This is a genomic window from Chitinophaga sp. H8 (assembly GCF_040567655.1).
Lineage (GTDB): Bacteria > Bacteroidota > Bacteroidia > Chitinophagales > Chitinophagaceae > Chitinophaga > Chitinophaga defluvii.
Window position 1 is genome coordinate 2381504 of the sequence record NZ_JBEXAC010000002.1, and the last position, 17360, is coordinate 2398863.

The following is a 17360-nucleotide window of genomic DNA, read 5'->3' on the forward strand; positions in this document are numbered from 1 at the left end:
TTTTACGATGAGTACAAATGACACCTTCCGGTGTTTTACCTGCGTATGTCTACCATTGAACAAATCAAAGAATGGGTAATACTGCATCTGGAGGGCCGTCTGGATGAGCAGTCGGCGCAGTTGCTGCAGGATTGGATACGGGCTTCCCCTGCCAATGCACAGGCAGTGGAGGAGTTTCTGGATGAAGCCCGGCTCCGGGATGGGGTGCGTCAGTTGTACCATTCCAGGGAAAGGATCTGGCAGCGGCTGGATGAAGCCATTCCCGATCAGCCTGTCCAGCCGGTTGGCCGCAGCTACCGGATGCAATGGTGGTGGGCTGCCGCTGCGGTATTCTTGCTGGCTACAGGCAGTTACTTCTTTTTTAAGGGGGCTGGCGGGCAGCGACCTGCGGAATCACTACCACAGGTAGCAGCATTGTCACCGGCTGGGGGCAATAAGGTGCTGCTTACGCTGTCGGACGGTTCGGTGATATCGCTGGACAGTGCAGGTAATGGTGCCCTCCAGCAGGGTAATACCACGGTAAAAATGTTGAAAGGGCAACTGCAATACATTGCCGGCAATACGCTGGGAGTAGCTGCCTGGAATAAGCTGAGCATTCCCCGTGGGGTGCAATACCGGGTAAATCTCCCCGATGGATCCAGTGTATGGCTGAATGCAGCCAGTACTTTGCGGTATCCATTGGCTTTTACAGGAACAGAACGCCGTGTGCAATTGACCGGAGAGGCATACTTTGATATTGCTCCACGGGCAGACCAGCCATTTATTGTAGATGCAGGCAATACTGCTGTACAGGTGCTGGGCACCACCTTTAATATCAATGCTTATCCTGAAGAGCGACATCTGAAGACGACCCTGGTATCGGGCGCCATCAGTGTAAAAACGGTCAGGGAAGAACAGGTATTGCAGCCAGGGAAGATGGCTACCGTTACAGCAATGGGTAATTGTATCATTACTACTGTGGATGTGAATGCAGTAACGGCGTGGAAAGACGGCTATTTCAGGTTTGATGAAGATGATCTGCCGGCGGTGATGCGTCAGTTGGAGCGCTGGTATGATATTACGGTAAAATATGAAGGAAATATCCCGGTACACCGGTTTAGCGGTGAAATCGGACGAAATACGCCATTGGCGGATGTACTGGAGTTTTTACAGAAAGCAAAGGTGCAATTCAGAAAAGAAGGAAATGTCATTACTATAGTAAACCATTGATCAACCATCCTGTTCACCATTAAAAGCGCTACCGCATGAAGAGATAACTACTGTTATACAGGCCAACGTTATCCATAAAAAAACCGGGAATAATTGAGCCTATTCCCGGTGCGTCCGGACCGTTGTGCAAGAAACCAAAGAGTCTAGTTCCACACATTTTTTAATCCGAAACAACACAAAGATATGATTCCACGTGTATCCGGGCAAGCCCTTGCTATGCCCGTATTCCGAAAATTGCTGCGCATTATGAAGTTGGTAACGCTGTTCATGCTCGTTGCGTCATTACACATCTCGGCCAAAGGCCTTTCCCAGGAAATCACCTTTTTGGGCAGGAATGTCCGGCTGGAAAAGGTTTTTTCTGTTATCAAAGAACAAACGCACCATGTGGTGTTCTTTGAATCAGACGCCCTGGCCCTGGATAAGACCGTTGATATTGATGTGAAAAAGGCATCCTTACAACAGGTGCTGGCTATCTGTTTTAAAGATCAGCCGGTAGAGTATGTTATAAAAGGGAAAAACATTTTTGTAACGAGGAAAATGCTGATGGAAAAAATCAGCAATGCCGTTCCTATTGACGTTACCGGACAAATAACGGATGAAAAAGGCACCCCCATGCCTGGGGTCACCATTCGTGTAAAAGGTTCCAGTAAGGGAGTGGCCACCGATGAAAAAGGAATGTTTAAACTAAATGTAGAAAAAGGTAATGTACTGGAGATCTCTTTTATAGGCTATCAAAAGCAAGAAATAACGGTCATGTCTGATGCACCGCTGAAGGTGTCGATGACATTGGATCAGGGGCAGATGAACGAAGTGGTGGTAGTGGCTTATGGTACCCAGAAAAAGGTAACCTTAACAGGTGCAGTGGCTACCATTAAGACCAAAGAAATTAAACAAAGCCCCGCAGCCAACCTGGCTGTAACGCTGGCGGGGCGTCTTCCCGGGCTTTTTGCCCAGCAAACTTCCGGAGAACCGGGCCGGGATGCGACCTATCTTTTTATGCGAGGAAGGGGCACCCTTAACAGTGCCGCACCAATCATCCTGGTGGATGGTGTGGAAAGGGAGTTAACTTCGATTGATCCTAATGAGGTAGAAACGGTATCCATCTTAAAAGATGCTTCGTCTACGGCCTTGTTTGGAGTAAGAGGTGCCAATGGGGTTATTCTCGTGACTACCAAACGTGGTACCGAAACAACGCCGACCATTAGCTTTACTGCAGAAACCGGTTTTCAGACCTTTACAAGATGGCCTTCACAGGTAGATGGCTACAACTGGGCTACGCTAAAAAATCAGGCATGGAAAAATGATAACCCTCATCCGGAAGTCAATGACGCTCCACCGTACTCTGATTATGCACTGGAACGATTCCGCTTACAGGACTGGCCGGAAGTGTATCCCAACAATAACTGGAGAGATAAATTAATGAATACCTGGGTGCCACAAACCAGGTACAACTTAAACCTGAACGGTAAGGGGGGCAATGTTGCGTACTTCGTAAACGTGGGTTTCCTGGATCAAAGAGGGCAGTGGAAAATAGATCCCAGCGTAACGGATTATGACCCAACGCAGTTTATGAAGCGGTATAATTTCCGGTCTAATATTGATGCTACGTTGAATAAATCCAAGACATTAAAGACCTTCTTAAATGCATCCGGATATCTGGAAAAAGTAAATGGACCAAACGCAAGTTCCCCTGAAATTGTGGACCGTATGTTGTCCTACTGGCCAACGGTTCAGCCAGGGCCATTAACGCCAGACGGCCAGGTACTGGTAGGAAGTGGTAATTTAAGTGAATCGCCATGGGCTTATATCAACAGAACGGGCTACCGGCAGGAAAGCCGGAGTAACCTTACTGCCAGCTGGGGGTTAGAGCAAGACTTAGGTTTCCTGACCAAAGGTCTTTCCACCAGGGTAATGTTCTCTTTTGATACCCGTTCCCTGTATTATTTAAATGGAACCAAACAATATCAGTATTGGGTACAGGTAATAGATCCGAATTCCCAGACACCTGATGGCAGGGATGTGGTAACTTACCAGCGTACACGTACTGACTTTGACAATACCCCTTTAAGCACGGCATCTTCGTCCAATTTCCAGTCGTTCTATGAAATGCAATGGCATATTAATTACAACCGCCGGTTTAAGGACAAACATGAAGTAACAGGCTTGCTGTTAGCACAGCAACAATCGTTGATAAAGCCTGCAGATGCGCTGCCTTTCAACGTTCGTGGTTTAGCAACCCGTCTCACGTATGCTTATGACAATAAATATCTTGCTGAATTTAATGCAGGGTTTAATGGCTCCGAGCAATTTGCCAAAGGAAAACGCTATGGTTTCTTTCCTTCATTCTCAGCCGGATGGAATGTTCATCACGAAGCATTTTTCGGAAATCTTGTTAAGACTGTTAGCCTGCTGAAGATCAGAGGATCTTACGGCATGGTAGGGGGAGATCAATTAGGTAACCGCCGGTTTTTGTACCTCGATGATATCCAGCGCGGTGGTGGAAGCTATTCAGCCAACCTTGGGCGTGGAGCCAGGATCAATGAGTCTTTCTTCGGAAATCCCAACATCAAATGGGAAGTAGCCAAGAAAGGTAACGTTGGGTTGGAGTTAGGTTTATTTAATCAACTGACAATGGGGGTGGATATATTCAAGGAGAGAAGGGATAATGTGCTCATCTACCGAGGTACCGTACCGACCTTAATTGGTGTGTCTGCAAGTACACTGGCACCTGCCAATATTGGCGTGGTCGAAAACAAAGGCTATGAGATAGAACTGAATTATAATAAAGCGATCACAAAGAAGTTGTCCATCATCACCAAATTGAACCTGAACTATGCAGACAACCTGATCCTTTTCAATGATGAAATACAATTAAATGAAGACTATGCATACCGGTATCGTAATACCGGCTACCAAATTGGTCAGCAATGGGGATATCAGGTAACAGGTTTCTTTAAGGACCAGGAAGAAATTGATAAATCCGGATTAACCTATCAGGGGCAATATCCACGCCCTGGAGATTTTATCTATGCTGACCTGAATGCAGATGGTATTATTGATAACAGGGATATGATGCCCATTGGATCTTCCACATTGCCTAAATACAACTGGGGTGGTGCGGTAAGTATTACTTACGGGAACCTGGATGTTTCATTTTTATTCCAGGGGGCCTTCAAGGCAACGGGGCAATTTAACCCCTGGGAGCTAGATGATTTCAGAGAACGGCATTTACATGCCTGGACGCCGGAAAGAGCCGAGTCTGGTTATGAAATATTATATCCTGCGCTGAGTTTGAGGCCATCTTCTTCACAAACCAGCAATACTTTTTTCAATGAGAATAAATCTTTTATACGGTTAAAGAATGCAGAGATCGGGTACAATTTGCCAGCAAGTCTGATAAACAAATTGAGTATAAGATCGGTGCGGATTTATGCCAATGGATTGAATTTGTTCACATGGGATAAGATGGTGCAGAAAGACTGGGATCCTGAATTGAACAATAAGTCTGCTTACCCGGTTTACCGCGTGGTTAATTTCGGTATTACTGCCATGTTTTAGTTGATTAACAATTTTAGAAAAAGAATTATGAAATATTCCAAGATATCTCTTTTTATAGCTTTTTTTCTCCTCGTTGTTTCCTGTAAGAAAGATCCGCTTGATATTACACCAAGTGGACGTATTACATTGGGAGATGTTTTTAAAGACCAGGAATTAACAGAAGCTTACCTGAATACCACTTATGAAAGAATTCGTAAACATGGGTGCAATATTCTTTACTATACCTTTTTATCTGCTTTTGGGGATGATGCGCATGAAAGCAATTATCCCAGTCAGGCATACTATGTAGTAGGTCAGTATATTATGGGGAATATCAGTTCTTCCTACAATCCGTTTGATGGAGGAGGAGATGCTACGCTGTCTTACAATGATATGCTCTGGTATGAGCGTGCATGGGTAGGGATCAGAAGGGCTAACGTATTTCTGGCAAATGTAAATGAAGTGAACGCACCTGATGCGAGGTTGAGGGGAAGGTTGATTGCTGAGGCCAAATTGTTACGTGCGCTGTTCTACCTGGATCTATTGATCAATTACGGGCCTATGCCTATTATTACCAAGGATATTACACTGCAAACTGATTATTCAGATATCAAACGTCCTACTTATGCGGAATGTACTGAATTCATCGCAAAAGATTGTGATGAAGCGCTGGCAGAACCGAATTTGCCATACAGGGTTACCTCTGAAGCAGAACGCGGACGTATGACAAAAGCAGTGGCATATGCTATCAAATCTCAGATAACTTTATTTAATGCCAGCCCGCAATGGAATGCCGGAAGTGATAAGGATAAGTGGCTGATGGCGGCCAATGCGGCAGAAGAAGGGTTAAAGGACCTTACAGCCAAAGGGTTTCAGTTGTTCCCGAAATATGAGGATTATTTTATCTCAAAGCCCGACTTGTCTAATAACCCTAATGATAAAGAAACGTTGTTTGAAAATAACAACTGGGGGTATTCTGGGCAGGACTACCGCCGCTTTGGAAACATTCTGTTCCTGATGCATATGATACCGGATTTTGGTCCTGAAAAAGCAGGCAACTGTCCTACACAGGAGCTGGTAGATAGTTATGAAATGAAAAGTGGAGAAGTGCCTATTTTAGGTTATACAGATGATGATCATTTACGCCCGATCATTAATCCGGCTTCCGGATATGATGAAAGTAATCCTTATAAAGACCGCGACCCCCGCTTTTATGCAACGGTCTGGTATAATGGTGCGCACTATGGAATTATCAACGGACGGGACACTTATATTGAATCATATGTAGGTGGAAGGCATGGTATTTCAGGGATCAAACAGCGCACGCCAACAGGATATTACATGCGTAAATTTATAGATCCTGAGGTACGGTCGGCCGCTGCGGGCACTACTACCTACAAGCAATTCCGGCTGGCAGAATTGTATCTTAATCTGGCGGAAGCTGAAAACGAAGCGAATGGTCCTACTGAAAAAGCCTATAATGCAGTAAATACGGTAAGAAGAAGAGCGGGGATGCCTGATTTAAAAGATTTATCTAAAGAAAAGCTCAGAGAGCGGATCAGAAATGAGCGCAGGGTAGAATTTGCCTTGGAAGAAAACCGTTTCTATGATGTAAAACGCTGGAAAATATTAGATAAAGTAGGTAAGATCACCACCGGTATGGAATGGGTGAAGAATGATGATGGTTCTTTGGCAAACCGGAGGATTGTAACAATACGCAGAAATTCCTGGCAGGACAGGTTTTTACTTTTCCCTATACCGGTAGCAGAAACGGTTAAGATGCGCGGTATGACCCAAAATCCAGGTTGGTAGGGTTGCAGCGATTAATTTATAAAGCCAATTTTAAAATACTATATCGTGAAGAATACATTTGTTCATTTATTCCTAATATTTCTCCTGTCTGGCTTTAACGGATATAGTCAAATTAAAACAGGAACGAAAAAGAAAGCAGCCGGTAGTGAATACTACCTGGCTGCTTATATCTGGCCTTCCTGTCATCATGATCAGCGATTTGGAAATATGCTATGGCCGGAAGGACAAGGGGAGTGGGAAGTGATCAAAAAAGGGACCCCCAGGTTTGAAGGACATTATCAACCCAAACAACCGTTGTGGGGATATGAAATGGATAATGACCCGGCAGTGATGGAAAAATGGATTGATGCGGCCACCGATCATCATGTTAATGTTTTTATTTTCGATTGGTATTGGTTTGATGACGGCCCTTTCCTGGAAAGCTCACTTAATGATGGGTTTCTTAAGGCAAAGAACAATAACAAGATGAAGTTTTATCTGATGTGGGCCAACCATGATGTGAAACGTAATTATTGGAATGTGCATAAATTTTCGAAAGATGAATCCATTCTGTGGCATGGACCAGTTGGGCGCCCGGAGTTCAACAATATTGTGAAGCGGGTGATCAGCAAGTATTTCAAAAAGGATAACTATTTTAAGATCAATGGCGCCCCTGTTTTCTATGTTTTTGATTTAAATAATCTGGTAAAGGGGTTGGGGGGCTTGCAACAAACGAAAGAAGCCTTGAATTATTTCCGTGATGAGGTGAAGAAGGCGGGTTTTCCTGATTTACATTTTCAGGTAAGGGCAGGCGGGGAGATGGAACCAGGTATACTCCATGCTTCTTTGAGCGAGGGTAAGGATATCAATGGCGTGGTAGACTTTTTGGGAATAAACAGTGTTACAAAATATGGATGGGGACAAAAGGAAGATTACCTGGCGCTTGGCAAGGAGTCGATGGAAAAAAGAAAGTTACTGGACCAAAAGCTGGAGGTACCTTATTTCCCCAATGTCTCTATTGGTTATGATGATACACCCAGATTCCCTGCCAGCGGCAAAAAAGAGGTAGTAAACTATCATAACACCCCGGAGAGCTTTGGCGCTTTTTTACAGAAGGCCAAAGACTATTGTGATGCGCATCCCGATCAACCCAAACTGATAACAGTATTTTCGTGGAATGAATGGGTAGAGGGTAGTTATCTTTTACCGGATTTGAAAAATGGATTTCAATATCTGCAGCAGGTAAAAAAAGTAATGTCCGGAGAATATGATAAATATTCAAGGAAATAATAACCAGCATGCTGCTTAGCAAGGCAAACTATATTGTTTTGTTAAGCGGCATGCTGATTTTTTGTAATATCCCAAAGGAAGTATGATAAGCGCGGCCCCAAAGTATTGAGTTGATGTAAATGCTGTATGCATTCTTCTTTCCTTAGCGCCCTATATTATCTTTAGTCCCCATCGGGATCCACCACATTGATCTCTGCCACCCGGCCTACCTGCCCATCTTCCAGTCGTACTTTAATCCCTCTTGAATGATAAGCTGCTGAGGTAAGCAGATCTTTAACAATACCATAGGTCAACCTGCCGCTTCGCTGGTCTTTTTTCAGGATAATAGCCACTTCCTGTCCCGGGTAAATATCTTTTCTGTATTGACCATCCATATACTTTCTGTTTACCAGCTGCAAAGTTATTGAAGGAAAGTATTATTACGAAAATTTGTAACAAATACAGGTTTAGCTACAATACTGATATTTTATTCTAAATTTAGCGAACTGAAAGGAGGTTTGCGAGATTGTCATTACAGCGTTTAAATAATGAGGAGCAGCTATTGCTGAGGGTTGCGGAAGGCGATGAAACGGCTTTTGGCGAACTGCTGTATGCCTATAGTGACCACCTGGGGGCTTTTGTGTATAAGATCACAGCCTCAAGAGAAATTGCCCAGGAAATTGTACAGGACACCTTTATAAAGGTGTGGAACAAGCGTGGCGCCCTGCCTGCGATTGACCGTTTCGGGCAATACTTGTTTATTCTGGCTCGCAATCTTACCTATAATTATATCAGAGACCAGGCGCGTGTAGCGGTAAAATACCAGCAATGGCTCCGTGATATGGAGAACCGGGAGGAGGTAGCTACTGTTTTTTATGAAGAAGGTGGCATGGCGCATTACCTGCCGGTTATCGATCAGGCAGTGGATCAGTTACCACCTCAACAAAGAAAAGTATTTGAGATGGCCAGAAAGCAGGGATTATCCCACCGCCAGATAGCGGAGGATATGGGTATTTCTGCCGAAACGGTAAAAAAGTACATGAAACTAGCCCTGCAGGCCATACGGGAATACGTGCGGAGTAAGGTGCCCTCCGCAGTATTGTTGGTATTATTCTTATATATCTCCCGCTATTAGAAAAATTATTTTTAGGATGTTCCGGTTTTGATACCCCCCGACCTCTTTTTTGGGGTCTTTAGTGTAGCAACTACTCATATGGCTACAGATCAAGAGCAGATTCAATATTTATGGCAACAGGTATTTTCCGGTCAGGCTACGGAAGCAGAAAGGCATGCGCTGAACCAATTGCTGGCTGATGACAGGTACAAAGACGATATAGAACGTCTGATGCAGGCAACCTATGAAGGAATGGAAGTCACCAGCAGTTTTTTTTCCATGTCCCAGAAAGAAGCCATGCTGTTGGAAATTACGAAGAACAGGACCACGACACTTTCCAGGCAAGTTCATCCCCTGCGTAGATGGGGATGGGTGGCAGCCGCGGCAGTGCTGGCAGGCTTGGTGATAACTGGTATCCGGTATTTTATTCAACCGGAAAAGCAGGTGATTGATATGATGGTGGTGACAACAGGAGATGTGATGCCGGGCAGTCATAAAGCAGTGCTGACATTGGCGGATGGTAGTAAAATTACGTTGGATGATGCCGGTAATGGTGAGCTGGCCAAGCAACCTGGAGCTACTGTGATGAAACCTGACAGTGGCAGCCTTGTTTATAAGGGTGGTGTAGCGGATGGGAGGCTGGTGTATAACACCCTGGCCACCCCCCGTGGCGGACAATATCGCCTGGTATTGCCTGATGGAACAGTAGCCTGGCTGAATGCGGCCTCCTCCATTACTTATCCTACAGCTTTCAATGGCAGGGAAAGAAGCGTGGAAACAAGCGGAGAAGTATATTTTGAAGTAGCCCGGAATGCACAACAACCATTTCTGGTAAAAACCGGCCGGCAACGGATTGAAGTATTAGGCACGCATTTTAATATCAATGCATACCACGATGAAGGGGCCATTAATACTACCTTACTGGAAGGGGCCATCAAAGTAACTCCTGCTGTTACCACAGGCAAAGCAATACTGCCCAAACCAGGTCAACAAACCTCTTACGATCTTCAAACCGGTCATATACAGGTAAAGCAAGTTAATACCGCCACTGCCATTGCATGGAAAAACGGGCTTTTCAGTTTTGAAAAAGCTGGTATCCAGGAAGTGATGCGTCAGTTGAGCCGTTGGTATAATGTAGACGTTATATACGAAGGAAATATCCCTTCCCAAACTTTTTCCGGAGATATCTACCGGAATCTTGGTCTTTCAAAAGCCCTGGAAATGCTGGGTTTTGTAGGATTCCATTTTGAAATGCAAAACGGACCCGCCGGCAAAAGTATTATTGTAAAGCCGTAGGGGTCAGCAGGCATCGTCATTTTATATATCAACCAATAATAAAAACAGTTATGAAAAAAACATCTCCTGAACACCAGTTGTAACGCCGGTAAATACTGAAAAGCCGGAAGTGTTTGCGGCACTTTCCGGCTGGATTCAGGCTTTGCCGTTCTCTTAAGAGAAGATAAACAGATTGACAGTTTAAAACAGTTTCAGCCCAAACATGCTAAAGTTAATGAATTCAACAACATCTGGGGATGTTTTATATCCCTGTACCCGGAGGTCAGCTTACCAGCCCCGAACAGGTTATGCCTGTGTTGGCAGCGGTCTGGTGCTACACCGCCTTTTTACAAAACAACTTATTATGCGGATGAGTTTGACGGTCTTACTGTTTTGCCTGGCGCTGGTGCAGATAAGCGCCAAAGGATATGGGCAAATCAGTCTGGACGAAAAGAATACGCCTGTAGTAACCGTATTGCAGCATATCAAGGAGCAGACCGGTTATGTGTTCTTCTATAATGATGACCGGCTGCACGGTTTGCAGGTGAGTATCAAGGTGAAGAACGCCGCTATCAATGCGGTCCTTGATCAGTGCTTTAAAGGACTGAATCTGGACTACCGTATCGCAGACAAAAATGTATTCATCACTGCCGGAAAAAATGAGTCGGCCCGACAGGCCATAGACAATGCGCTGCCTGTCCCGCCTGTTACCGTAACAGGGACGGTGACAGATACTACCGGAGCTCCTTTGCCAGGGGTGACGATACAGATCCGGGGCACAGCACGGGGAGCTATCACCGATGAAAAAGGGAACTTCCGCCTGGAAGCAGATAGTGAAGCAGTACTGGAGTTCAAGCTGATCGGATTTGAAGCACAGGAAGTAGCCGTGCAATCACGGAGCCGTATCAACGTGACGCTCAGAGTAACCAGGGGCGAACTGGGTGAGGTGGTAGTAGTGGGCTATAGCACACAGAAAAAAATTGATGTTACCGGATCGGTAGCCCAGGTATCTGCGGCAGACCTGGTTAAAGCTCCTATGACCAATGTAAGCCAGATGCTGACAGGAAAACTCCCCGGCGTCGTATTTCAGCAACCAAGCGGCCAACCGGGCTATGACGATGCTACCATGCTGGTACGGGGCTCCGGCACTTTTAATAATTCTTCCCCACTGATGCTGGTAGATGGTGTGGAACGCGCCTTTGGCCGTATAGATCCGAACGACATTGAAAGTGTGACAGTACTGAAAGATGCCGCTTCTTCTGCCGTATATGGTGTAAAGGGTGCACATGGTGTTATCCTCATTACTACCAAAAGAGGAAAGGCGGGTGGCAAACCACTGTTTTCCTATACCGGGTCTACTACTGTTTCTCACAATACCTTATTGCCTGATTTCCTTACAGGTACGGAATATGCCAACTGGCATAACAAGGCCAATGAGATGGATGGTAACCGGCAATGGTTTTCTAAAGAACAGATAGCGGCAATGAGTAATGGTGATCCTTCCGACGGACTTGAAAACACCAATTGGCAAAAGGAATTCCTTGGCAAACCTGCTTTTGTAAACCAGCATAACTTGTCGGTAAGCGGAGGAGCAGATAATATCCGGTACTTTACCAGTATTGGTACCATGCAGCAAGGTGGGATCGTAAAGGATATGAAGCTGGAACGCTACAATGCCCGTGCAAACCTGGACATGAATCCGAACAAACACTGGACTATTTCTCTGAACCTGGCCGGCCGGGTGGAAAAATTGAACACGCCCGGTGCTGCTTCCTACGAGAAGCAATCGCTTTTCAGTCCTATTTCCCAGGCACTCTATATGTATCCCTTCCTGCCTTTTGAATATAAAGGGCTGCCTACCGGCTCATCTTATATGACGCTGAATCCTTTTGCAGTGGCAGAGCTCAGTGGGTTCCAGAAGAGTGCGAACACTATGGTAGAAACTTCTACCCGTATCACGTACGCACCTTCTTTTATCAATGGATTGAAAGCATCATTGTTCGGAAGTTATGACCGGAAGTATTCAGACGCCAAAACATTTGCCACGCCATATTATGTTAACACCTTCCTGTCAGAAACAGGTCAATATGGCAAAACACTTTCTGATGGTTATATGGCAACCGGTAGCCTGCTGCAGACGGCGGATAATTTTGACTATACCGTATTCCGTCCCTCGCTGGAGTATGAGCGCGAGATCGGAAAACATCATGTAGGCGGCTTGTTCCTGTATGAGTGGCAAAAAGGAAACAGCAATAATATGTATGCTTCTCGCTGGGGTTATCCCATGAAAGACATTCCTGAGTTATCATTCGGGCAACTATTTCCCCCAGTACCCAATTCCGGTGGATCTGCCCAGACCGTACAGGCAGGATATGTAGGACGGCTGAACTATTCCTATGCCAGCAAATACCTGATGGAAGTAGCCTTCAGATATGATGCTTCTTACAAGTTCCCTAAAAATTCCCGTTGGGGATTTTTCCCTTCCGTTTCCGCAGGATGGGTGATCTCTGAAGAGTCATTTTTCAAAGACCGTTTCCGGAATGTAGAACTGCTGAAATTGCGCGGTTCTGCAGGTATCCTGGGCAGGGATAATGTTAATCCATTTTTATATGAACAATATTTTAATCTTACCAAAACACCGGTTATAGCATTGGGAGATAAACTTAACACGCTGTATGGATTGAGCTCTTCCACTTCCTATCCAAGTACACATCTTACCTGGGAAAAAACACAAACCTACAACCTGGGTGCAGAGCTTACGATGTGGAAGGGATTGCTGAGTGCTGAAGTAGATGTTTTTTATAAGTACACTTATGACATTCTCCAAAATACCGGTAATGTATATCCTTCTTCTCTGGGAGGCAACTTCCCGGAAATAGAAAACAGTGGTTCGGTAGATGTAAAGGGTATTGAGCTCCAGTTATCCCACCGGAACCGTATAGGTAAACTGCAGTATACTTTGTCCGGTAATTTCAGCTATTCGAAGAACCGGATCCTGTCTATTATCCAAACAGAGAATGTACATCCCTGGCAGAACATGATCGGAAAGTCTATCGGACAGCGGCTGGCGTATGTGGCAACAGGTTTGTTTCAGACAGAAGAGCAATTAAAGAACAGTCCGGCTCCTCCCGGTGGTGGTTATAAAAGGCTGGGAGATATCATGTACAAGGACATGAACGGAGATGGCAAACTGACCCGGGAAGAGGATATGGCCATCGCTACGCGGCCGGGCATACCACCACTGATGTACGCCTTTAATATTGATCTCAGGTATGGCAATTTTGATTTTTCCATGATGTTTCAGGGAGCTGCGTTGAATGATATCCTGTTAAGCGGAATGTATGATAACGGTATACCGGACAATACCATCTTTACCAAGCCTTTTTACGGTAATGGATATAACAGCCCCCGTTATTTGCTGGAAAACTCCTGGACACCTGAAAACACGAATGCACGTTATCCACGTTTGTCATTGATTCCCAGTGGAGGCAATTCACTGGATGCTACCTGGTGGGTAGAGCGGGGAGGTTACCTGCGCCTTAAGAATACGGTGGTGGGGTATACGCTGCCAGCTACCGTGCTCCGTGCTATCAATATTAAGGGGCTCAGGTTTTATCTGGCCGGCACCAATCTGTTCACTTTATCCGGGTTTAAATACATCGATCCTGAGAGTCCCAGTGTTAACAACGGGTATTACCCACAACAACGGACTTACAGTTTTGGTGCGAACCTGACTTTTTAATTCACTGAAACATGAGAAAGGTATTCTATATAATTCTGCTGGTATCCTGCACGTTGTCTTGCACCAATACGCTGGATGTTGAGCCGCGTGATAAGTATTCGAACAATGTGGTCTGGAAAAATGTCAATAGCCTTGACCTCTATATAAACAGCCTGTATGGCGCGTTGTATCAATTTGCGGAGGTAGGCGGTCCTAACCTGAGTGATGGATATTCAGATATCCTGAAATATTCGCAGACTTACATGGACACGTATCATAACAGGGTTTGCCTGTCGCCTGCTTTTTTGTCGCCCAATACCGCTGAGGCATTGAGTCCCTGGTCGGCTACCTATGGTAATATCAAAAAGCTGAACGAGTTTATTATCGACGCACATAAATACGGCGGAAATATCAGTGGTGATGAGCTGGCTATGCGCCTGGCAGAAATCCGTTTCCTACGGGCATTTATTTACAGTAAACTGATTATCCGGCATGGAGGTGTGGTGTTGCGGGTGGATAATGAAGTGCTGGATGGTCCCGAGCAGAAAAATAAAAAGCGTTCCACTACCGCAGAATGCTGGCAATGGGTGATGACAGAGTTGAAAGCTATAGCGGAGCAGCTTCCTGAGCAATGGAGCAACAACAATTGGGGACGTATTACAAAAGGAGCCGCCTACGCATTGCTGGCCAGATCGGCCCTATATGCAGAGAAGTGGGATGATGCTATTGTAGCCGGCCGGAAAGTGGAATCTATTGCAAATAGTGGACGATATGGGCTGATGGACAGTTTCAGCGATGTATTTTATACACCTCATAATAAGGAACTGATACTGGCAGCTTATTATAAGCGGCCGGACCTCACCAATGATTTCGATAAGTATTTTGCCCCCACTGGCGATATAGAACGTTATGGCGGATATGCCTCTCCTACGGAGGAGCTGGTGGTTCAATACGATATCAAGACGGGGAATAAATGGGAGCCATTTAGTTGGGCAAATCCTGATCATAGTGCTAACCCTTATGTGAACAGGGATCCCCGGTTTTATGCTACTATTCTATATAATGGTGCTCCCTGGAAGGGCCGGAATATAGAAACTTATGTAGGCGGTACGGATAGTTATATTGAATACTTCGATGGTAATGCCAGGAACAGGACCGTAACGGGATACTTTATCCGGAAATTTCTGGAAAACAAGACAAAGGATTTTGTTGCAGAGAAAGGGGATCAGTATTGGATAGAGCTGCGATATGCAGAGGTATTGACTATTCTGTCGGAAGCATATGGTCGTGGAAAAGGTGATTTTATTACTGCCTACAGATATCTGAATATGCTGAGAGAGCGTCCGGGAGTAGGGCTGCCAGGTCTTGTTGTAAAGTACAAACAGGAAGACTACCTCCAGGATCTGCAAAAGGAGAAGATGTGTGAGTTTGCATTTGAAGGGCATCGTTATTGGGACCTGAGAAGATGGAAGAAAGCAGGAACAGTATTGAATGGTGTCCGGATGCACGGTGTGGAGATCACAAAAACAGGAGATACTTATCAGTATAATATAGTAGACTGTGATAAAGCGGACCGCTTTTTCCCTGACCGCTATTACACGGTGCCTATTCCTGATTTTGAGACGAAGAACAATCTGGAATGCAGACAGGATCCTGCATGGCAATAATTTAACAATTACCGCTCTAAAGTAATAATCAATGAAACTGTTCAGATATATAGCGGGCATTGCCTGTTTGCTGGCTGCAGCAGCGTGCCACAAACCGGATGCACTGTTTAATGGGAGTGATAACGAAATAAGATCTATCTACGTGAAATTTGCCGGCACTGACAAGCAGTATCCTGGTGTAGTTAGTAAAGGTACGGTGTCTTTTGACGTGCCTATTTACCAGGCAGGTACGGATCCGCTGGTGGAAACCGATATTTCAAAAATGGAAATTGTGGCATCTATTCCGGTAGGCGCTACTATCACCCCAGGTCTGGTAGGTATCAAAGACCTGACCAGCCCGATAGAAATTACGGTAACTGCGGCTAATGGCACGCAACAAAAATATAAACTCAGTGCCCGGAAAACAGGCATGAACTATACCAAAGGGTTACTGGAGTTTACGGTGAAGAAAGAAGGACAAACGAAGGTATATCAGTCCAGCCAGGCGGCGCCCTATAACAATGGAGATACCTTGTATATTGACATTCCCAATACGCCTAAGGATCCTTTGGACCAGACCCGGTTGCTGGTGAATGTAAAGCTGGAACCTACCTGTACCATGACGCCTGAACTCAAAGAAGATGTGCCGGTTGATTTTACCAAACCATTGGAGATAAAGGTTACTGATGGGATGGGTACTTTGCGCACACACTACATTGCTATAAGACCAGCCAACTTTACCAAAGCCAGGTTCAGGGAATTGTGGTTCAGATCTGTAGAAGAACTGGGACTTACCCGTGCTAATATCAAGAGCCTGGCAGTTTCGAATGAATACTTCTTTATTCCTGAGTTTGAGGATTGGAACTCTGATGGGAAATTGCATGTATTCAATGCTGCTGATGGGCGGCTGGTGAAAAAAATAGACCCACCTACTACTTTCTCTTATCGTGTAGCAACAGATAATCAGGGCCGCTTCCTGGTAAGTACCTGGAACGAGTCCGGAAAAGGGTTTATTCTTTATCGATATAATGATTTACAAAGTAATCCGGAGCAGATACTGAACCTGGTTTCATGGGATGATCCCCAGTTTATTCCTGCACAGCTGGGTATTAACAAGGTAAATATTACCGGTGATACAAAATCTGGTAAAGCCTATATGTATACCACGATGTCAAACGGGCAGTATTATTCCTGGGAGCTGACAAATGGCGCATCACCTTCACCCAGGCCTGTTGTGACCAAATTTGATCCAGCCAAAACAGGAGGTACCTGGGACATTGCTTCTGTTAAACGTGGCACTGCTGATACAAAATCAGACATGTATTTCAGCTGGTATAATGAAGGTGCTACTGAAACAGATGGGAAAGGCAGCCGCTTTGAAATACTGGATGAGGGGGGCGTATATCACCGGTTGAATCCTGTTAACCATCCTTACAAAATACTTGCCTATGATGTGTTTTCTGTAAACGGCGATAGGTTTGTAGCGATGCTGGCGCAGGGGCTGAAGAGCAACAGTGAATCCAGAATACTGGTGTATGATATTACAGACATGAGCAAGCTGGCACTGGCGCCCGGAGATCCGGGATATGTAAATCTCAAGCTGTTTGAATCAGCTCCGCTTGGTATGACAACGGATCTGAGCTCCGGAGATGTACACGTAACTGTGAATGGCCTCAATGCGGATATCTATGTAGGTACTACTGCGGTTTCTTCCCAGGCAGCAGGAAATGCAGGTGTCAGGAAATTAAGGATGGAATACCAGGTAGAATAGCAACAACAATCAATCACATCAAACGAC

The 17360-nt window shown here is 45.2% G+C and carries 10 protein-coding genes; 9 read left to right on the forward strand and 1 reads right to left on the reverse strand.

Going from position 1 to position 17360, the window contains the following annotated elements:
* Positions 1-45 precede the first annotated feature (45 nt).
* From ABR189_RS23455 to ABR189_RS23470, 4 genes are all read left to right on the forward strand, one after another.
* A complete protein-coding gene (locus ABR189_RS23455; protein ID WP_354662928.1) occupies positions 46-1209 on the forward strand; it encodes a FecR domain-containing protein in 1164 nt (387 codons plus the stop codon).
* A gap of 183 nt (positions 1210-1392) precedes the next feature.
* Positions 1393-4767 (forward strand): TonB-dependent receptor, encoded by a 3375-nt coding sequence (locus ABR189_RS23460; protein ID WP_354662929.1) that lies wholly within the window; start codon positions 1393-1395, stop codon positions 4765-4767.
* 27 nt (positions 4768-4794) lie between these two features.
* Positions 4795-6558 (forward strand): RagB/SusD family nutrient uptake outer membrane protein, encoded by a 1764-nt coding sequence (locus ABR189_RS23465; RefSeq protein ID WP_354662930.1) that lies wholly within the window; start codon positions 4795-4797, stop codon positions 6556-6558.
* A 45-nt stretch (positions 6559-6603) separates the two neighbouring features.
* Positions 6604-7827 (forward strand): glycosyltransferase WbsX family protein, encoded by a 1224-nt coding sequence (locus ABR189_RS23470; protein ID WP_354662931.1) that lies wholly within the window; start codon positions 6604-6606, stop codon positions 7825-7827.
* Between the two features lie 161 nt (positions 7828-7988).
* Here ABR189_RS23470 and ABR189_RS23475 read toward each other — a convergent pair whose 3' ends face one another.
* Positions 7989-8201 (reverse strand): YwbE family protein, encoded by a 213-nt coding sequence (locus tag ABR189_RS23475; protein ID WP_354662932.1) that lies wholly within the window; start codon positions 8199-8201, stop codon positions 7989-7991.
* A 131-nt stretch (positions 8202-8332) separates the two neighbouring features.
* On the opposite strand from ABR189_RS23475, the gene ABR189_RS23480 reads away from it, so the two are divergent.
* From ABR189_RS23480 to ABR189_RS23500, 5 genes are all read left to right on the forward strand, one after another.
* The gene (locus ABR189_RS23480; protein ID WP_354662933.1) at positions 8333-8941 is read left to right on the forward strand and encodes an RNA polymerase sigma factor; all 609 of its coding nucleotides are present in this window, start codon (positions 8333-8335) and stop codon (positions 8939-8941) included.
* Between the two features lie 78 nt (positions 8942-9019).
* A complete protein-coding gene (locus tag ABR189_RS23485; RefSeq protein WP_354662934.1) occupies positions 9020-10216 on the forward strand; it encodes a FecR family protein in 1197 nt (398 codons plus the stop codon).
* Positions 10217-10559: 343 nt separating this feature from the next.
* Positions 10560-13937, forward strand: coding sequence for a SusC/RagA family TonB-linked outer membrane protein (locus ABR189_RS23490; protein ID WP_354662935.1), 3378 nt, complete (start codon positions 10560-10562; stop codon positions 13935-13937).
* Positions 13938-13948: 11 nt separating this feature from the next.
* On the forward strand, positions 13949-15583 hold the full coding sequence (locus ABR189_RS23495; protein ID WP_354662936.1) for a RagB/SusD family nutrient uptake outer membrane protein: 1635 nt from the start codon (positions 13949-13951) through the stop codon (positions 15581-15583).
* A 31-nt stretch (positions 15584-15614) separates the two neighbouring features.
* Entirely contained in the window at positions 15615-17333 is a 1719-nt protein-coding gene (locus ABR189_RS23500) for a DUF5018 domain-containing protein (RefSeq protein ID WP_354662937.1), read from the forward strand.
* Positions 17334-17360: the final 27 nt, after the last annotated feature.